Source organism: Aliidiomarina indica (genome assembly GCF_015354615.1).
Classification (GTDB): Bacteria; Pseudomonadota; Gammaproteobacteria; order Enterobacterales; family Alteromonadaceae; genus Aliidiomarina; species Aliidiomarina indica.
The window spans coordinates 143,985-164,009 of record NZ_JACAVQ010000002.1; the positions used below are offsets into that span (position 1 = coordinate 143,985).

Sequence of the window (20,025 nt, forward strand, 5' to 3'; positions counted from 1 at the left end):
AAAGTTTTAGGGTTGGAGTCGCCTCTCATTTTTGATGTGGCTCCCATCCAAGACCGCAGGCGTTAATGCCGAGAGGCAAGAGCTTAATCAACGAAAGCCTGCGCAGATGGTGATATCCAGCTCAGACTCTCTGGGTAGAGATTCACCGTGACAAAGCGGTGAGGGATGCGAAAGCAGTAACTCACCACATTGTAACGTTTGAGTTGAAGGCATATGCCGGACACTCCAAAAAGAGGTGATACTAGTGGCACTAGGTTTAGTAGCAAAAAAAGCAATCGTTAAGGAAATTAACGATGTTGCTCAACAGGCTCTATCCGTCGCTGTTGCTGAGTATCGTGGAATGGAAGTTGCAGAGCTGACTAAACTCCGTCGTCAGGCTCGTGAGCAAGGCGTGTATCTGAAAGTTATTCGGAACACTCTCGCGAAACGCGCTCTGGAAGGTACGAAGTTTGAAGACATTGAGTCTGCACTGAAAGGTCCGTTGGTTTACGGGTTTTCTATTGATGCACCAGGAGCCGCTGCGCGCCTGCTCAAAGATGCCCAGAAAGAATCAAAGCACCTGAAAGTGACAGCCTTGTCTCTCGGTTCTGGATTGCTCGGCCCAGAGAAACTCGAAGCCGTTGCATCACTTCCGACACGCGACGAAGCGTTGGCCAAATTGCTTGCCACCTTCAAGGCGCCAGTATCGAAGTTCGTTCGTACTATCAACGAAGTACCTACGAAATTTGTACGCGTTTTGTCGGCAATCAAAGACGCCAAGTAAGCGATATATTCAATTTACTTTTATTTAATTAAACCCGGGAGTTTAGAGAAATGGCTCTGACTAAAGAAGATATTTTAAACGCGATCGCTGAAATGCCAGTTATGGAATTGGTAGAGTTGATCGAAGCTGCTGAAGAAAAATTCGGTGTTGACGCGTCTGCTGCTGTTGCAGTGGCTGCTGGTCCTGCTGCCGCTGCTGAAGCTGCAGAAGAGAAAACTGAATTTGACGTAATCTTGAAAGCTGCTGGCGCAAACAAAGTTGGCGCAATCAAAGCTGTTCGCGCGGCAACAGGTCTTGGCCTGAAAGAAGCGAAAGCAATGGTTGAATCAGCTCCAGTTGCTGTGAAAGAAGGCATCTCTAAAGACGACGCTGAAGCACTGAAGAAAGATCTTGAAGAAGCTGGTGCAGAAGTTGAGATCAAGTAAGACACTTGATTCGCAACGAGGCCTTTAACGGCTTTGGCCTGGTGACTATATAGTCACCAGGCTTTTTGCGCTAAAAAGGATATGTCTTAGTTTCCTGTATTGTGGACATATCGACATCGAAAATACAGGCGAACGGATTGTGACGAAATCTGTTGGCAGCTACCATCCAGACCGGTAGCTCGGGTCAGAAATCAGCTAGCTGAGGAACCCCATGGCGTACTCCTACTCTGAAAAAAAACGTATTCGTAAGGACTTTGGAAAGCGCCCACAGGTGCTTGAAGTCCCTTACCTGCTCTCAATTCAGCTCGACTCATTTAAGAAGTTTATTGACGCCGATCCAGAAGGCGAATATGGACTTGAAGCGGCGTTCCGCTCCGTTTTTCCAATAGCGAGCTACTCTGGTAATGCTGAATTGCAGTATGTCAGTTACCGTTTAGGTGAACCTGTATTTGATGTCAATGAATGTCAAATTCGCGGTGTCACTTATTCTGCTCCTTTGCGCGTTACCCTACGTCTTGTCATGTATGACAAAGACGCTCCAGCGGGAACTATTAAGCAAATTAAAGAGCAGGAAGTTTACATGGGCGAGATTCCGCTCATGACTGAAAATGGTACCTTTGTTATTAACGGTACCGAGCGAGTTATCGTCTCTCAGCTGCATCGTTCACCTGGTGTGTTCTACGATCACGATCGTGGTAAAACACATTCATCAGGTAAAGTTTTATACAACGCACGCGTGATTCCATATCGTGGTTCATGGTTGGATTTCGAGTTCGATCCGAAAGACAACGTGTTCGTACGTATCGACCGTCGCCGGAAGTTACCAGCGACCATCATTTTGCGGGCGCTTGAATACACCGACGAGCAAATTCTTGATATGTTCTTTGAAAAGAACCAATTCGAGATTCGTCGCGATAAAGTATTTATGAAGCTTATCGCCGAGCGTTTGCGTGGCGAAACAGCATTGTTTGAGATCAAGGGCCCAGACGGCGAAGTGATTGTTGAAAAAGGCCGTCGTGTAACTGCGCGCCATATTAAACAATTGTCTGATCTTGAAATAAAAGAAATGGAAGTAACGGTCGACTATCTGGTTGGCAAAGTACTGACAAAAGATTACGTCGCTAAGAAAACCGGTGAAGTGGTTGCCAAAGCAAATGACGTGATCACCCTCGATCTTTTGGCGAAACTGCGTGAAGCGGGCTTCAAGAAATTTGAAACCTTGTTCGTGAACGATCTTGACCACGGCCCTTACTTAAGCGAAACCCTGCGTATTGATCCAAGCAGCAATCGTTTGGAAGCGCTGGTTGAGATTTATCGCATGATGCGTCCGGGCGAGCCGCCAACGAAAGAAGCAGCGGAAACTCTTTTCGAGAATTTATTCTTCTCTGAAGATCGCTACGACTTATCTACCGTGGGACGGATGAAATTCAACCGTCGCTTAGGTCGTGATGAGCTGACCGGCCCTGGCATTCTAAGCCGCGAAGACATTGTTGAAGTGATGCGTAAACTCATCGAGATCCGTAATGGTCAAGATGTTGTTGATGATATCGATCACTTGGGTAACCGCCGTATTCGTTCTGTGGGCGAAATGGCAGAAAACCAATTCCGTGTTGGTCTAGTGCGAGTTGAACGCGCAGTGAAGGAACGTCTAAGTTTAGGCGACCTAGATGCGATCATGCCGCAAGATTTGATCAATGCGAAACCTATTTCTGCGGCAGTAAAAGAGTTCTTTGGCTCAAGCCAACTGTCTCAGTTTATGGATCAAAACAACCCGTTGTCAGAAGTGACGCATAAGCGTCGTATTTCTGCATTAGGTCCAGGCGGCTTAACGCGTGAGCGCGCTGGCTTCGAAGTACGTGACGTACATCCGACCCACTATGGTCGTTTGTGTCCGATCGAGACGCCAGAAGGTCCGAACATCGGTTTGATCAACTCATTGGCAACCTTCTCTCGTACCAACGAATATGGCTTCTTAGAAACGCCATATCGGAAGGTTGAGAATGGTGTGGTTACTGACGATGTTGAATATTTATCGGCCATTGAAGAAGGCAAATATGTGATCGCTCAGGCGAACATTTTGCTCGACACCAAAGGCAACATTGAAGAAGACTTAGTTCCATGCCGCCATAACGGCGAATTCACCCTAACCTCGAAAGAGCAGGTTGAATATATGGACGTGGCACCACAACAAATCGTGTCGATTGCCGCGAGCTTGATTCCATTCCTTGAGCACGATGATGCGAACCGTGCACTGATGGGTTCAAACATGCAACGTCAAGCCGTACCAACACTGCGTGCAGATAAGCCGCTCGTAGGTACCGGTATTGAACGCACTGTTGCGGTCGACTCGGGTGTAACCGTGGTTGCCAAACGTGGTGGTGTTGTCGACTATGTTGACGCAGCACGTATCGTTGTGAAGGTAAATGAAGAAGAGATGATCCCGGGTGAAGCGGGCATCGATATTTATAACCTTACCAAATACACACGTTCTAACCAGAACACATGTATTAATCAGAAGCCTTGTGTGAAAGATGGTGAACCGGTGATGCGTGGCGATGTGCTCGCAGATGGTCCATCAACTGACCTTGGTGAGTTGGCGCTCGGCCAGAACATGCGCGTCGCGTTCATGCCGTGGAACGGTTACAACTTCGAGGATTCAATCCTTGTTTCTGAGCGTGTTGTTCAAGAAGATCGCCTAACCACGATTCACATTCAAGAACTGAACTGTGTGGCGCGTGACACCAAGCTTGGGCCAGAAGAAATTACCTCTGATATTCCAAACGTGGGTGAATCAGCGCTGAGCAAGCTTGATGAATCTGGCGTTGTGTATATCGGTGCCGAAGTAAACGGTGGCGATATTCTGGTAGGTAAAGTAACGCCGAAGGGTGAAACTCAGCTTACGCCAGAAGAGAAACTTCTGCGTGCGATCTTTGGTGAGAAAGCATCTGACGTAAAAGACAGCTCGCTGCGCGTGCCAAATGGCGTGAGTGGAACTGTTATTGACGTTCAAGTATTTACCCGTGATGGCGTAGAGAAAGATAAGCGTGCTCTTGATATCGAATCGATGCAGCTCGCTCAGGTGAAGAAAGATTTAACGGACGAATTTAAAATCCTTGAAGAAGGCTTGTATGCACGTGTGCGTAGCTTGCTATTAAACAATGGTTTCGATGAGTCTAAGCTAGCCTCTATGGATCGTTCTAACTGGCTGACGCAAAGCTTGAAAGATGAAGCAGCGCAACAAGATCTTGAGCATCTTGCTCAGCAGCATGAAGAAATCCGTAATGACTACGACAAACGTTTTGATGAGAAACGTCGCAAAATCACCCAAGGTGATGACCTGCAACCAGGCGTGTTGAAAATCGTAAAAGTGTACTTGGCAGTGAAGCGTCGCATCCAACCGGGTGACAAGATGGCTGGCCGTCATGGTAACAAAGGTGTTATCTCAACCATCGTTCCGGTTGAAGATATGCCATACGATGAAAACGGTGAGCCTGTAGATATCGTATTGAACCCGCTTGGGGTTCCATCGCGGATGAACGTGGGTCAGATTCTTGAAACCCACCTTGGCGCGGCAGCGCGCGGCATTGGCCGTCGCATTGAAGCCATGCTTGCTGAGCAACGTAAAGTTGCCGAAGTGCGTGACTTCCTGCAAAAAGTTTACGATATCGGTAAAGGCCGTCAGGACGTTGATATCGCTTCATTCAGTGATGATGAAGTGATGCGCTTGGCGGAAAACCTGAAGAAAGGCTTACCTGTTGCGTCGCCTGTGTTCGATGGTGCGGTGGAAACCGAAATCAAAGAACTACTCGAAGTGGCCGGATTACCTACCTCAGGTCAGGTAGCATTGTTTGATGGTCGTACTGGTGATTCATTTGAGCGTCCTGTGACCGTAGGTTACATGTATATGCTGAAACTGAACCACTTGGTTGACGATAAGATGCACGCCCGTTCTACAGGGTCGTACAGCTTAGTAACGCAGCAACCGCTTGGTGGTAAAGCTCAATTTGGTGGTCAGCGCTTCGGTGAGATGGAAGTATGGGCCCTTGAAGCTTACGGTGCCGCGTATACGCTGCAGGAAATGCTTACAGTGAAATCTGATGACGTAAATGGCCGTACGAAGATGTATAAGAACATCGTCGATGGCAATCACCAGATGGATCCGGGCATGCCTGAATCGTTTAACGTGTTGCTGAAAGAAATCCGTTCACTCGGTATTAATATCGAGCTTGAAGACGAGTAAGCAGCCCGTATCGCATATGCGACAGGTATAGAGTAAGCGCCGCCGGAGGTATCCCCCTCCGGCTAGGTTAACTCCGACAGGAGATGAAACGTGAAAGATTTATTGAAGTTTCTGAAGCCAATGAAAGATAGCGAAGAGTTCGATCGTATTCGAATTTCTTTGGCCTCGCCTGATCAGATTCGTAGCTGGTCATTTGGGGAAGTAAAAAAGCCGGAAACCATCAACTACCGGACTTTTAAACCGGAGCGGGACGGCTTGTTCTGTGCTCGGATTTTTGGTCCAGTAAAAGACTATGAGTGTTTGTGCGGTAAGTACAAGCGCCTCAAACATCGTGGCGTAATTTGTGAAAAGTGTGGCGTTGAAGTAACCCTCACTAAAGTGCGTCGTGAGCGTATGGGTCACATCGAACTGGCAAGCCCAGTTGCCCACATCTGGTTCCTTAAATCACTACCGTCACGTATTGGCTTGATGCTAGACATGACGCTACGTGACATCGAACGTATTCTTTATTTTGAATCGTACGTGGTCATCGACGCGGGCATGACCTCACTGGAAGTGGGTTCGTTGCTTGGCGAAGAAGAGTACCTCGATTCACTGGAAGAGTTTGGTGATGAGTTTGAAGCAAAAATGGGTGCCGAAGCTGTATTGCACCTGTTGCGTAACGTTGATCTGGAAGGCCAGATTAAATTGTTGCGTGAAGAGTTGCCAGAAACGAACTCTGAAACAAAGCGTAAGAAAATCACTAAACGTTTGAAGTTGCTTGAATCTTTCCACCAGTCGGGCAACAAGCCTGAGTGGATGATTCTGCAAGTGCTGCCTGTGTTGCCACCAGATTTACGTCCGTTGGTCCCACTGGATGGCGGTCGCTTTGCCACTTCAGACTTGAACGACTTGTATCGCCGCGTGATTAACCGGAACAACCGCTTGAAGCGTCTTCTCGACCTCGCGGCCCCGGATATTATCGTGCGCAACGAGAAACGGATGTTACAAGAAGCCGTAGATGCGTTACTTGATAATGGTCGCCGTGGTCGTGCTATCACAGGTTCAAACAAGCGTCCTCTGAAATCTTTGGCCGATATGATCAAAGGTAAGCAGGGTCGTTTCCGTCAGAACTTGTTGGGTAAGCGTGTTGATTACTCAGGCCGTTCAGTAATTACCGTAGGTCCGAAACTACGTCTGCATCAGTGCGGTTTGCCGAAGAAAATGGCGCTTGAATTATTCAAGCCGTTTATCTATGGCAAGCTTGAAGGCCGTGGCTTAGCTACGACCATCAAAGCAGCGAAGAAAATGGTTGAGCGGGAAACCGCAGAAGTATGGGATATCTTGGATGAAGTGATCCGCGAACATCCAGTGCTCCTTAACCGTGCACCGACCCTTCACCGTTTGGGTATCCAAGCGTTCGAACCGGTGCTCATCGAAGGTAAAGCAATTCAGTTGCACCCATTGGTGTGTGCGGCGTATAACGCTGACTTCGACGGTGACCAAATGGCTGTTCAAGTGCCGCTGACGCTAGAAGCGCAGATGGAAGCACGCGCCTTGATGATGTCAACGAACAACGTCCTATCGCCTGCTTCAGGTGAGCCTATTATCGTTCCTTCACAAGACGTTGTCTTGGGTGTGTATTACATGACCCGTGAGCGTGTGAATGGTCGTGGCGAAGGTATGTCGTTCAAGAACCCGAAAGAAGCAGAGAAAGCCTATCGCACTGGTGCGGCAGAGTTGCATGCTCGGGTAAAAGTACGCATCAAAGAAGTGTTATTTACCGAAGAAGGTGAGCGCACTGAAGAAGTGAAAATTGTCGATACCACCGTGGGACGCGCAATTTTCTCGCTAATTCTTCCAGAAGGCTTGCCTTACGATGCCATCAACCAAAACATGGGTAAGAAGCAGATTTCACGTTTGTTGAACCGTGCTTACCGTGATTGTGGTTTGAAGCGCACCGTTATTTTCGCTGACCAACTGATGTACACCGGTTTCCATTTCGCGATGGTTTCAGGAACGTCGGTAGGTATCAACGACATGGAAATCCCAGTAGCGAAAGCAGCAATCATTGAAGATGCTGACAAGCAGGTTGCGGAAATCCAAGATCAGTTCGAGCAAGGTCTCGTAACTGCAGGTGAAAAATACAACAAAGTTATCGATATTTGGTCAACGGCCAATGAAAAAGTATCGAAGGCGATGATGGATAACCTCTCAAAAGAGACGGTGACCAACGCGAAAGGCGAAGAAGAAGAGCAGCAAGCGTTTAACTCGGTATATATGATGGCCGATTCTGGCGCACGGGGTAGCCCCGCCCAGATTCGTCAGCTAGCGGGTATGCGTGGTCTGATGGCGAAGCCGGATGGCTCGATCATCGAAACACCTATTACTGCAAACTTCCGTGAAGGTTTGAACGTACTTCAGTACTTCATCTCAACTCACGGTGCGCGTAAAGGTTTGGCGGATACCGCATTGAAGACGGCGAACTCAGGTTACCTGACCCGTCGTTTGGTCGACGTGGCTCAAGATCTCGTAATCACTGAATCTGATTGCGGAACCCACGCTGGCTTGGTGATGAAACCGTTGATCGAAGGTGGTGACGTTGTAGAACCACTGCGCGAACGCGTGCTAGGACGTGTCGTTTGTGAAGACGTACTCAAGCCAGGCACCGATGAAGTATTGTTGCCGCGTAACACATTACTCGACGAGAAAATGTGTGACATCATCGAAGAACATTCGATTGACCAAATTACCGTACGTTCAGTAATTACCTGTGAAAGTATCCACGGTGTATGTTCGCACTGTTACGGACGTGACTTGGCCCGTGGCCACATGGTTAACGATGGTGAATCGGTGGGTGTTATCGCCGCGCAGTCTATCGGTGAGCCGGGTACACAGTTAACCATGCGTACCTTCCACATCGGTGGTGCGGCATCGCGTGCGTCAGCTGAAAGCAACGTACAGGTGAAAAATCCGGGTCGTATTAAACTTCACAACGCGAAGTTTGTTGAGAATAGTGATACCCATTTGGTAATTACTTCTCGTTCAGCAGAATTGACCTTGATTGACCAGCACGGTGCAGAGCGCGAACGGTATAAAGTACCTTATGGTGCTGTGCTGAAGAAGCGTGATGGCGATGACGTGAAGGCCGGTGAAGTGGTCGTAAACTGGGATCCGCATACGCATCCAATCATCACCGAGGTGGCTGGTAACATCAAGTTCGTTGATATGATCGACGGCGTGACCATTACCACTCAAACCGATGAGCTAACTGGCTTAACAAGCACCGTTATCCTGGAAACAGGGCAACGTACCAGTGCTGGTAAAGACATGCGTCCAATGGTGAAACTGGTTGATACCAAAGGTAAAGATGTCATGATCGCGGGTACAGATATGCCTGCTCAGTACTTCTTACCTGGTGGTGCAATCGTTAGCCTAAGTGACGGCGCAACGGTGAATATCGGTGATACCTTGGCGCGTATTCCACAAGAAGGTTCGAAGACTCGGGATATTACCGGTGGTCTTCCACGTGTTGCCGACTTGTTTGAAGCGCGTAAGCCAAAAGAACCAGCGATTCTTGCGGAAATCACAGGTACTGTGTCTTTCGGTAAAGAAACCAAAGGAAAACGTCGTCTGATGATTACCCCAGCTGATGGTGGCGATCATTATGAAGAGATGATTCCGAAGTGGCGTCAGCTGAACGTGTTTGAAGGTGAGCAGGTCACCAAAGGTGAAGTTATTGCCGATGGTCCAGAAGCACCTCAAGATATTCTGCGTTTGCGTGGTGTATCTGCTGTTGCCAACTATATCGTGAACGAAGTTCAAGAAGTTTACCGCCTACAAGGTGTTAAAATTAACGATAAGCACATCGAAGTTATTGTTCGTCAGATGTTGCGTAAAGTTCTTATTAGCAACGGTGGTGATTCTGAATTGCTCGAAGGTGAGCAAGCAGAGTTCTCGAAAGTGGTTGAGACTAACCGTTCGTTGGAAGCTGCCGGCAAAATGCCAGTACGTTTTGAACGTCAGTTGTTGGGTATTACCAAAGCGTCCTTGTCGACCGAGTCGTTTATTTCAGCGGCCTCGTTCCAAGAAACAACGCGGGTACTTACCGAAGCAGCAGTACAGGGTAAAGAAGATCCATTACGCGGCTTGAAAGAGAACGTAATCGTGGGTCGCTTAATCCCAGCAGGTACTGGCTTTGCGTATCACCAAGAACGTCAGCGTCGCCGTCGCGCGGCTATGGCAACTACGGTGACAGCAGCGGAAGCTGAGCAACAGCTCAGTGAAGCGTTGAACGAAGGCTCTGATAAAGACGACGTCTCAGACGGCGAGTAATCGATAGTGTATCGAAAAATGAAAAGGCCCTTCGGGGCCTTTTTTGTTGTTTGGCAGAGTCACTAGAAAGGAAAGATTGGTTATTGATTGTTATGTTAAAGTAGGCAGTGTGAGTGATGAAATGGTTTCAAAAGGATAAAGGACAAAAGGACATGAAAACGTTAACCGGCTTAATCTGCTTATGGACGCGGTGTATCTTGGGGAATTCTCAATTGCTGAACAGGCGCAGATTACTGCACAAGACATCGGTGAGTCCGTCACTTCTTCAGAACAACGCTATATAACGAGTGCCGAGATCATCGTCGCCACCATCTACTCACATTACAATGCGGATAGAAATTTAATAGACGTGCGCGTGAACGAAATAAGATTCCCACGCAGCGATATATCAGTGCAATAATTTCCTCATAGTGCGGCACCGTCGTGTGTCGCGCGATCTATCCTCGCTAAACCCCACAGGCACTTCATCAACCATCACAGAGACACCTCACCTTGTTTGCTTGACAGTGCAAGGAATGACCTATAAAATTCGGCCTCCCCATTTCCGGGGATTCAACCGTTTTTATGGTGCCAATATAGCGACTGATACCATAAAAATCGGCAAGGTGCTTGGGTGATGAGAGTCACGCGGGCGCTTTGGCTTGTTGTAAATGAATAATTTGGAGAAACCATGGCAACAGTGAACCAATTAGTGCGCAAAGGACGCAAGAAGCCGGTTGAGAAAAGCAACGTTCCGGCTCTGCAAGCTTGCCCACAGAAGCGTGGTGTATGTACTCGCGTATATACAACTACCCCTAAAAAACCTAACTCAGCATTGCGTAAAGTATGTCGTGTGCGTTTAACCAATGGTTATGAAGTAACTTCATATATCGGTGGTGAAGGCCATAACTTGCAAGAGCACAGTGTTATTTTGATTCGTGGCGGTCGTGTAAAAGACTTGCCAGGTGTGCGTTACCACACCGTACGCGGTGCACTTGACTGTGCAGGCGTAAAAGATCGTAAGCAAGGCCGTTCTAAATACGGCGTGAAGCGGCCTAAATCTTAACGGTTCTCCGTTCGAGTAAGGCCAAACTAATTAAATTTGTAAGTTTTGGGTTATCCCTGAAGATATCGGAGAATTCTAATGCCTAGAAGACGCGTCGTCGGCCAACGTAAAATCCTGCCGGACCCTAAGTTCGGATCAGAGTTGTTGGCAAAATTCATCAACGTTGTCATGGTTGATGGTAAAAAATCAGTCGCTGAAAATATCGTATACGGTGCTTTAGACATCGTTGCGCAAAAAGCTGGAAAAGATCACCTCGAAGTGTTCGAAGGTGCCCTTGATAACATCCGTCCTGCGGTTGAGGTTAAATCTCGCCGTGTAGGTGGTTCAACTTATCAAGTACCAGTTGAAGTTCGTCCTGTTCGTCGTAACACCCTAGCAATGCGCTGGATGGTGGACGCTGCACGCGGCCGTGGTGAGAAGTCTATGGCTCAACGTCTAGCTGGTGAAATGCTGGATGCTTCTCAGAACAAAGGTTCTGCAGTGAAGAAGCGTGAGGACGTACACCGCATGGCTGAAGCGAACAAAGCATTCGCTCACTATCGCTGGTAATTTCACGCTCAAAACTCTAATTAAGAGGAAGCAATTGTGGCAAGACAAACTTCAATCGAGCGCTACCGTAATATCGGTATCGTTGCTCACGTAGACGCAGGTAAAACTACGACTACCGAACGTGTACTTTTTTACACTGGCTTATCGCATAAGCTAGGTGAAGTACATGACGGCGCTGCAACTACGGACTGGATGGAGCAGGAGCAGGAGCGTGGTATTACTATCACCTCAGCTGCGGTAACAAGCTTCTGGGCCGGTATGGACCAGCAGTTTCCACAGCACCGTATTAACATCATCGATACTCCAGGACACGTAGACTTCACTGTTGAAGTAGAGCGTTCACTGCGGGTTCTTGATGGCGCGGTTGTTGTACTGTGTGCCTCTTCAGGCGTACAGCCGCAAACCGAAACTGTATGGCGTCAAGCAAATAAATACGAAGTACCACGCATGGTATTCGTAAACAAAATGGACCGCATGGGCGCTGACTTCATGAACGTTGTGAAGCAGATGAAAACCCGTTTGGCGGCCAATGCTGTGCCTGTTCAGTTGCCTATCGGTGCAGAAGAAGATTTCAAAGGGGTTGTTGACCTCGTGAAGATGAAGGCCATTAACTGGAACGAAGCAGACCAGGGTATGACGTTCACTTACGATCCGATTCCTGAAGATCTATTAGACGAAGCCGAAGAACTACACAACGAGTTGGTGGAAGCAGCTGCTGAAGCAAACGACGAGTTGATGAACAAGTACTTGGAAGGTGGCGAACTGACTGAAGCTGAAATTAAAGCAGGCTTACGTCAGCGCACACTGAACAACGAAATCGTATTGGTTCATTGTGGTTCAGCCTTTAAAAACAAAGGCGTTCAGGCGGTACTTGACGGTGTTATCGAATACTTACCTTCACCAACTGAAGTAAAAGATATTCGCGGCATTTTAGAAAACGGCGACGAAACCACGTGTGGTTCAACTGACGAAGAACCTTTCGCGGCGCTGGCGTTCAAAATTGCTACCGACCCGTTCGTAGGTACATTAACGTTCTTCCGTGTATACTCAGGTGTTGTTAACGCTGGTGATTCTGTATACAACGCTGTAAAACAGAAGAAAGAGCGTTTCGGTCGTATCGTGCAGATGCACGCTAACGATCGCCAAGAGCTTAAAGAAGTACGTGCAGGTGACATCGCAGCGGCTATCGGCCTTAAAGATGTAACCACGGGTGACACTCTGTGTTCACACGATCGCATCGTTGTTCTTGAGCGGATGGAATTCCCAGAGCCGGTAATCTCTGTTGCCGTTGAGCCGAAAACAAAGGCCGACCAAGAGAAGATGGGTATCGCGCTAGGTAAACTAGCTGCAGAAGATCCATCGTTCCGCGTGAAAACTGACGAAGAATCAGGTCAAACGATCATTTCTGGTATGGGTGAGCTTCACCTAGATATCATCGTAGACCGGATGAAGCGTGAGTTTAAAGTTGAGTGTAACGTAGGTAAACCACAGGTTGCTTACCGTGAAACTATCCGTCAGAAAGTGGAAGTTGAAGGTAAGTTTGTTCGTCAATCAGGTGGTCGTGGTCAGTATGGTCACGTTTGGTTACGTATGGAGCCTTTGTCGCTTGATACAACCCCAGCGAAGAAAGACGAAGAAGAAAAACCAACTTACGAGTTCGTGAATGCGATCGTCGGTGGTGTGGTACCGAAAGAATACATCCCAGCAGTCGACAAAGGCTGTCAAGAGCAGATGCAAAACGGTGTTCTTGCAGGCTTCCCAGTATTGGGCGTTAAGGTCACTCTGTATGATGGTTCTTTCCACGATGTTGACTCAAACGAGATGGCGTTTAAAATCGCAGGTAGCATGGGCTTCAAGAAAGGTGCACTACAAGCGAAACCAGCTCTACTTGAGCCAATTATGCAAGTAGAAGTCGTTACTCCTGAAGATTTCATGGGTGACGTAGTGGGTGACTTGAACCGTCGTCGCGGTATGATCGAAGGTATGGATGATGCTCCAGGTGGTCTGAAGCAAGTTCGCGCCCAGGTGCCACTAGCTGAAATGTTCGGCTATGCAACTGACCTGCGTTCGCAAACTCAGGGTCGCGCATCGTACGCAATGGAATTCTTGAAGTACCAAGAAGCTCCGAATAACGTTGCAGAAGCGGTAATCGCTGCTCGTAACACCAAAGATTAATTGAGTTCTAGTCCCGGTTCATAAGGGCCGGGCTTCTAACTTTAAGTAAGGAAATAGCAATGGCTAAAGCTAAGTTTGAACGTAATAAGCCGCACGTAAACGTAGGTACTATCGGTCACGTTGACCATGGTAAAACTACTTTAACTGCTGCGATCACTACTGTCCTTGCCAAGCACTACGGTGGTGCCGCTCGTGACTTCGCACAAATCGATAATGCGCCAGAAGAGAAAGCGCGTGGTATCACCATTTCTACGTCACACGTAGAATATGATACGCCTGCACGTCACTATGCGCACGTAGATTGCCCTGGACACGCTGACTATGTGAAAAACATGATCACGGGTGCGGCGCAGATGGACGGCGCGATTCTGGTAGTTGCTGCTACTGATGGCCCAATGCCACAGACGCGTGAGCACATCCTGTTATCACGTCAGGTAGGTGTACCTTTCATCGTTGTATTCATGAACAAATGTGACATGGTCGACGACGAAGAGTTACTTGAGTTAGTTGAGATGGAAGTTCGTGAACTTCTTTCTGAGTACGACTTCCCAGGTGACGACTTGCCAGTAATCCAAGGTTCAGCGCTGAAAGCGTTGGAAGGCGACGAAGCATGGGAGAAGAAGATTCTTGAGCTAGCAGAAGCTTTAGATTCTTACATTCCAGAGCCAGAGCGTGACATCGATAAGCCGTTCTTGATGCCAATCGAAGACGTATTCTCAATCTCAGGTCGCGGAACTGTAGTAACAGGTCGTGTAGAGCGCGGAATCGTGAACACAGGTGACGAAGTTGCTATCGTTGGTTTGAAAGACACCGTGAAAACCACAGTAACGGGTGTAGAGATGTTCCGTAAGTTGCTCGACGAAGGTCGTGCAGGTGAGAACATCGGTGCTTTGTTACGTGGTACTAAGCGTGAAGATATCCAGCGTGGTCAAGTATTGGCCAAGCCAGGTTCAATCACTCCGCATACCAAGTTTGAAGCTGAAGTATACGTACTGAGCAAAGAAGAAGGTGGACGTCATACGCCATTCTTCAAAGGCTACCGTCCACAGTTCTACTTCCGTACTACGGACGTAACTGGTTCAGTAGAATTGCCAGAAGGCGTAGAAATGGTAATGCCTGGTGATAACCTGAAGTTCGTTGTAGAGCTGATTGCTCCAATCGCAATGGACGATGGTTTGCGCTTCGCAATCCGTGAAGGTGGCCGTACCGTAGGTGCTGGCGTTGTATCAAAAATCATTGCGTAATTGATACCCACCTTATACGTCACTGACGTTTAGAAAAGGGAGCCTTTTGGCTCCCTTTTTTCTTATTTGCGCTCTGTAAAAGGTATGCGCATCGTGGTACAAAATACGTTGTTCATAATAATAACGATAAACCATGCAATTCAAAGCGCTTAAAGCTCGAAAAGTTCATCGTTGGTTAACCCTGCTTTTTGGGGCCCAGTTGATTATTTGGAGCATCACCGGCACGGTGATGGTGCTCTTGCAGCTACCCTATATTCATGGTCATCATTTAAGTCAGCCCGCCGACCGGCCTATTACCCAGTTTGAACTCTTAGAGCGTATTCCAGAACTTGCCGCACACTATCCGGATGCACTTGAGGCAGGATTGGTGTCACGCTATTTGCACGGTGAATATCATTACCGATTCCGCGTAAAAACGGAGCATGAACGTTTTCTAGTTCATCCAAACGATTTTAGTCGTATTGCTCTCACTGAAGATGACATTGTTGCATTAGCAGAGCGCTTATATGCGGGCTCAGATAGCCCATCCATTAGCCGCTTGACCCTATTGAACACGGCTTCGGAATTACCCCGTGAAGTGGCATCACGGCATGCCCCTGTTTGGCAGGTTGAATTTGCTGATACTCGCCGCACCACATTTTATTTAGCGAGAGATACAGGCGATCTGGTAACCCAACGCCATCAAGCCTGGCGCTTTTTCGACATCATGTGGATGTTGCACATCATGGACTATCAAGACCGCAGCAATATTAGTACGTGGTGGATCTTAGCCTTTGCCAGCATGACCTTTGTGATTGCTCTCACGGGCTTATGGTTGCTCATGCAGCGGTATATCGTGCGAGGGTGGAGGCGACTATGGCGCGAGTAAACCCATTAGACAAAGAGAAATTTGAACAAGCACAGAAAGAAGCGCGCCAGAAGCCGCCCTTGTTCACCCTGTCCGGGCTAATACGGCTTCATCGTATTGCTGGGTTGGTGCTCATTGTTCAGTTGCTGATATGGACAGTGACCGGCTTCTATTTCAGCTGGATGGGTAGAGAAGTACTCAATGCGGAGCAGCTCTTGCACCGCACGCCGCCTGCCTCTCTAAGCATCTCTGAACCCTATGTGGTGCCTATGCGCCAGTTGCACCAGCTAGGAGACGTATACGAAGTGAATGTCCGCATGCGCGATGAATTGCCGCAGCTGATGGTCACCTATGCCTCGCAACGGAATACCCGCTATGAAGATGGACGCTTGCGCGCAGACGGGTTATATCAAGCCTGGTTTGATGGTGGTACCGGACAACGCTGGAATACCGGAGCGATTCAGGCGCAACGTATCGCGGTGAATTCTTATTTAGGCAGCGGTATGTTTAATGGCATTTACGATGTGCGAAACAGTGCCGATCTGCCCCGCTGGGAAGGCCCAGGCTTTCGAGTGGAGTTCGCTGATCGGCTAAAAACCCGTATTTATGTGGATCAACAAAGTGGTGATTTAGTGGCCCATCGTAATCGTTGGTCACTGCTTACGGAATGGATGTATAAGCTGCACTTCATGGATTATAGTGGTCAGCGTAACTTTAATAATTTACTGATGAGCACAGCGGCTATCTTCTCTGTGTGGTTTGTTCTCACCGGAATTCTTATGTTAATTCGGGTGTGGAGGCAGGGCGGGTTTGTTGCTGGAAAGGGTTTAAAGTACAATGTCCCGCTATTCGAACGTTTAAAGTCGCGCCTGCTCGGTGTGTTTAAGAAGAATTAAAGGAGCGCTGAATGGCGTCTGCAAAAAATAATTACGGGGGTCCTGAAACCCCCGAGAAACGTGGTTGGTTTACTCGCTTTCTAGATACGGTTGAGTGGCTTGGAAATTTACTGCCGCATCCCGTTTCTTTATTCGCTATTTTCTGCGTGCTCGTGGTAGTTGCCAGCGGCGTCGCAGGCTACTTTGGCGTTAGCGTTGCAGACCCACGGCCAGCTACCTTTGGTGAAGAAATTGTCGTTAATAGTTTATTAAGTGCAGAGGGTTTGCGCTGGATAGTTTCTAACCTGGTCACGAACTTTACCAGCTTCCCACCCTTAGGCGTAGTTCTGGTGGCGATTCTAGGCGTGGGTATCGCCGAGCGCTCTGGCATGCTTGAAGCCATGATGCGGGGCATGGTGATGAACGCATCGCCGCGTATGGTTACCGTAACTATCGTATTTGCAGGGGTGGTTTCAAATACCGCGTCTGAATTGGGTTACGTGGTGTTGGTGCCTTTGGCTGCGCTCATCTTCCATTCTCTAGGGCGTCATCCGTTAGCAGGTCTTGCTGCGGCGTTTGCCGGGGTATCTGCGGGGTACAGTGCCAACCTCTTTATTGGTACGGTCGACCCATTATTATCGGGCTTCACAACGTCCGCGGCACAGTTAATCGATCCCACCTATGAAGTAGGGCCGGAAATGAACTGGTACTTTATGTTTATCAGTACATTTTTGATTGCCGTGCTCGGCTGGTTGGTAACAGAGAAAATCGTTGAGCCAAAGCTCGGTAAATATAATCCAAAAGACATGGATCCCGATGCAGATCTGGATGAAAACGTAAGCATGGAGAAGCTCAAACCGGAAGAGAGAAAAGGTTTGATTGCGGCCGGCTTAACCTTTTTGGCATTAATCGTGTTATTGGCAATTACCGTGGTACCGGAGTGGGGAGTGTTAAGAAACCCTGATACGGGCGAGGTCGCGGGTTCTCCGTTCCTCCGTGGCATTGTTGTCTTTATCTTTGTCACCTTTGCGATTCCAGGGTTTGTCTACGGTTACGTTGTGCGCACCATGCGCTCAGATCGGGATGTGATTAACGCCATGGCTGCCAGCATGAGTTCAATGGGCCTCTACATGGTGTTGGTGTTTTTTGCCGCCCAGTTCGTTGCCTTCTTTGGCTGGACTAATTTTGGAACCGTTCTGGCTGTGAATGGCGCAAATCTGCTGCAATCGATTAACCTTACGGGCCCCATGGTATTTGTTTTCTTCATTCTTATGTGTGCCTTTGTCAACCTCATGTTGGGGTCTGCGTCAGCACAGTGGGCGGTAACGGCACCTATTTTTGTGCCGATGCTTATGATTATTGGCTATGCGCCGGAACTGGTACAAGCGGCGTACCGGATCGGTGATTCGGTGACCAATATTATTACGCCTATGATGAGTTATTTTGGCTTGATCCTAGCGGTTGCTGCGCGCTATAAGAAGGATATAGGTATTGGTACGCTTATCGCGATTATGTTGCCTTATAGTATGATTTTCTTCGTCGGCTGGGTCATTCTTTTCTACGTCTGGGTATTTGCCCTCGGCATGCCAGTGGGTCCAGGCGCAGCGACATACTATTCGTTTGAAGCTGTTCAATAATAGGTTTGTACGCACGATATGATGGCAACACAGATAACGAATTGTAGATGGGTCAGGGGAGTGGTGAGGTTCGCTACTCCTCTGATGTTGTGCTTGTTATTTATGGGGCCAACTACTTCATTTGCAGCGGCACAGGCCAAAAGCGACGAAGTAGACGACGGTGTGCAAGAGGTGTTTGTCGCTGCTTACGAATTCCCTCCCTATTATTCATCGCGCATGTCCGATCATTTTCTCGGTGATGTGGTTGATCTGTTAAATCGCTCTCAATCCGAGTTTCACTTTATCATCCGTGAAGTTCGCCCTCAGGAGCGTTATCAGGCAATTAGTGCAAACGGTTGCTGTGATTTAATTATGTTTGAATCGCCGCAATGGGGATGGCCGGAGTCGACTCAATTTGATATCTCACCGCCGATAATCCACGGTAGTGAACGTTTGTATTCGTTGCATAACGACGCGTGGGAGATAGGCCCCGAAGACCGTGTGGCCGGTGTTGTCGGGTATCATTACGGTCTGACCAATAACACCATGAACAATGTAGAAGGTGAGCACCTAATGCCAATCTATCGCACTGATAGTCAGGCAACGGTGCTGACGATGGTCCGTAATCATCGCGTCAAGTTTGGGTTATTGTCCGATGAATATGTGCGTTGGTTAGAGGTAAATCAGCCCGAGCGTGTTGTTGGACTCAGTGCCGCGCCCTATCCCGACAGCACCTATACCACGCACATCATTTTAGGGCCTGAAAGTCCAATTGATATGGACACCATCATGCTCCAGATACTTCGTCTTGGCCAAGCGACCTATGCCAAAACACTGCTAGAAGCCTATGGGTTACGTTTGGTGACGGCCGAAGAAGGTGGAGCTTGTGTTGCCTATCAAGAGGCAATGAGTGACCTTGAATGCGTTCCTGAGCAATCGGATATAAAACCGAAATCGTTTTATAAGCAATAGCCGAAAGATCTTAGGTATAAACAGAAAGGCCTAATCGCTGGGCAAATTGTGTGATCATTTCTACAGCGCGCGAGGGGTTGCCAAAACGGTTTAATGGCGGACTCCACGCTGCAATAACGCCATAATCAGGCACCACCGCAACAATACCGCCACCGACACCACTTTTGGCGGGTAATCCTACGGTAAAAGCAAACTCTCCGGATTGGTCATACATGCCGCTCGTGGAGAGTAGTGCGTTAATACGGTGTGCGGAGCGCGCATCACAAATGCGTTCTTGCGTGCCGGGTTGGACGCCACGATTGGCAAGAAAACCCAAACTTCGCGCCAGATCAACACAGCTCATGGCAACGGAGCATTGAAAAAAATAGTGATCGAGAACTTCCGGCACCTCCGCTTCAATATTGCCGAAGCTTTTCATCAGGTAGGCGAGGGCAGCATTGCGATTACCATGCTGCTTCTCCGATTCCCAGACCCGATGATCAGAATGAATGCCAGTGTTGTTGGCAAGATGACGAACATACTGGACAAAGGCCGATTTAGACGCCGAATAATGACTCACTAACACGTCAGAAACGACAATAGCGCCGGCATTAATAAACGGATTGCGAGGAATGCCATGCTCCCATTCCAACTGCACAATCGAGTTAAAGGCTTGCCCAGAGGGTTCCATGCGCACGCGCTCCCAAAGGATATCATCCATCCGTTGCATGGCCATCGCCAGCCCAAACACCTTGGAAATACTTTGAATCGAAAACGGTATTTCCGCATCGCCGGCAGTGTGAACGCTGCCATCTAACTCGATAACCGCTAGCCCTACATAATCGGGGCTAACTTCCGCCAGAGCGGGAATGTAGTCGGCAACCTGTCCCCCAAGCGCTGTCTGTCGCGCTTGTTCAACCAGCTCTTCTACAAGCGAGCTACAATTTTTGGGTTGTTTTGGGGTACCTTCCACATTCGCTC

At 48.4% G+C, this 20,025-nt stretch carries 13 protein-coding genes; 12 read left to right on the forward strand and 1 reads right to left on the reverse strand.

Going from position 1 to position 20,025, the window contains the following annotated elements; genetic code table 11:
- Positions 1-244: 244 nt before the first annotated feature.
- The 12 genes from rplJ to HXZ99_RS05115 all read left to right on the forward strand — a co-directional run bounded on the left by rplJ (position 245) and on the right by HXZ99_RS05115 (position 19,065).
- The gene (rplJ, locus tag HXZ99_RS05060) at positions 245-763 is read left to right on the forward strand and encodes a 50S ribosomal protein L10 (RefSeq protein ID WP_194756193.1); all 519 of its coding nucleotides are present in this window, start codon (positions 245-247) and stop codon (positions 761-763) included.
- Positions 764-813: 50 nt separating this feature from the next.
- The gene (gene rplL, locus HXZ99_RS05065; RefSeq protein WP_194756194.1) at positions 814-1,188 is read left to right on the forward strand and encodes a 50S ribosomal protein L7/L12; all 375 of its coding nucleotides are present in this window, start codon (positions 814-816) and stop codon (positions 1,186-1,188) included.
- A gap of 211 nt (positions 1,189-1,399) precedes the next feature.
- A complete protein-coding gene (rpoB, locus tag HXZ99_RS05070) occupies positions 1,400-5,428 on the forward strand; it encodes a DNA-directed RNA polymerase subunit beta (protein ID WP_194756195.1) in 4,029 nt (1,342 codons plus the stop codon).
- A 90-nt stretch (positions 5,429-5,518) separates the two neighbouring features.
- On the forward strand, positions 5,519-9,742 hold the full coding sequence (gene rpoC / locus HXZ99_RS05075) for a DNA-directed RNA polymerase subunit beta' (RefSeq protein ID WP_194756196.1): 4,224 nt from the start codon (positions 5,519-5,521) through the stop codon (positions 9,740-9,742).
- Positions 9,743-10,412: 670 nt separating this feature from the next.
- Entirely contained in the window at positions 10,413-10,787 is a 375-nt protein-coding gene (rpsL, locus tag HXZ99_RS05080; protein ID WP_126777728.1) for a 30S ribosomal protein S12, read from the forward strand.
- Between the two features lie 78 nt (positions 10,788-10,865).
- A complete protein-coding gene (gene rpsG / locus HXZ99_RS05085; RefSeq protein ID WP_126777727.1) occupies positions 10,866-11,336 on the forward strand; it encodes a 30S ribosomal protein S7 in 471 nt (156 codons plus the stop codon).
- Positions 11,337-11,372: 36 nt separating this feature from the next.
- The gene (gene fusA, locus HXZ99_RS05090; RefSeq protein ID WP_194756197.1) at positions 11,373-13,511 is read left to right on the forward strand and encodes an elongation factor G; all 2,139 of its coding nucleotides are present in this window, start codon (positions 11,373-11,375) and stop codon (positions 13,509-13,511) included.
- Positions 13,512-13,570: 59 nt separating this feature from the next.
- Positions 13,571-14,755: an elongation factor Tu gene (gene tuf / locus HXZ99_RS05095; RefSeq protein ID WP_194756187.1), complete on the forward strand. Its 1,185-nt coding sequence runs from the start codon at positions 13,571-13,573 to the stop codon at positions 14,753-14,755.
- Positions 14,756-14,888: 133 nt separating this feature from the next.
- Positions 14,889-15,623 (forward strand): PepSY domain-containing protein, encoded by a 735-nt coding sequence (locus HXZ99_RS05100; RefSeq protein WP_194756198.1) that lies wholly within the window; start codon positions 14,889-14,891, stop codon positions 15,621-15,623.
- The gene (locus tag HXZ99_RS05105; protein WP_194756199.1) at positions 15,611-16,498 is read left to right on the forward strand and encodes a PepSY domain-containing protein; all 888 of its coding nucleotides are present in this window, start codon (positions 15,611-15,613) and stop codon (positions 16,496-16,498) included. The genes HXZ99_RS05100 and HXZ99_RS05105 overlap by 13 nt, the downstream gene beginning before the upstream one ends.
- 11 nt (positions 16,499-16,509) lie before the next feature.
- A complete protein-coding gene (locus HXZ99_RS05110; RefSeq protein WP_194756200.1) occupies positions 16,510-18,114 on the forward strand; it encodes an AbgT family transporter in 1,605 nt (534 codons plus the stop codon).
- Positions 18,115-18,216: 102 nt separating this feature from the next.
- Positions 18,217-19,065 carry a hypothetical protein gene (locus HXZ99_RS05115; RefSeq protein ID WP_194756201.1) on the forward strand — a complete coding sequence of 283 codons (849 nt, stop codon included), beginning with the start codon at positions 18,217-18,219 and terminating at the stop codon, positions 19,063-19,065.
- Between the two features lie 10 nt (positions 19,066-19,075).
- Here HXZ99_RS05115 and HXZ99_RS05120 read toward each other — a convergent pair whose 3' ends face one another.
- Positions 19,076-20,017 carry a glutaminase gene (locus HXZ99_RS05120; RefSeq protein WP_194756202.1) on the reverse strand — a complete coding sequence of 314 codons (942 nt, stop codon included), beginning with the start codon at positions 20,015-20,017 and terminating at the stop codon, positions 19,076-19,078.
- Between the last annotated feature and the right edge of the window lie 8 nt (positions 20,018-20,025).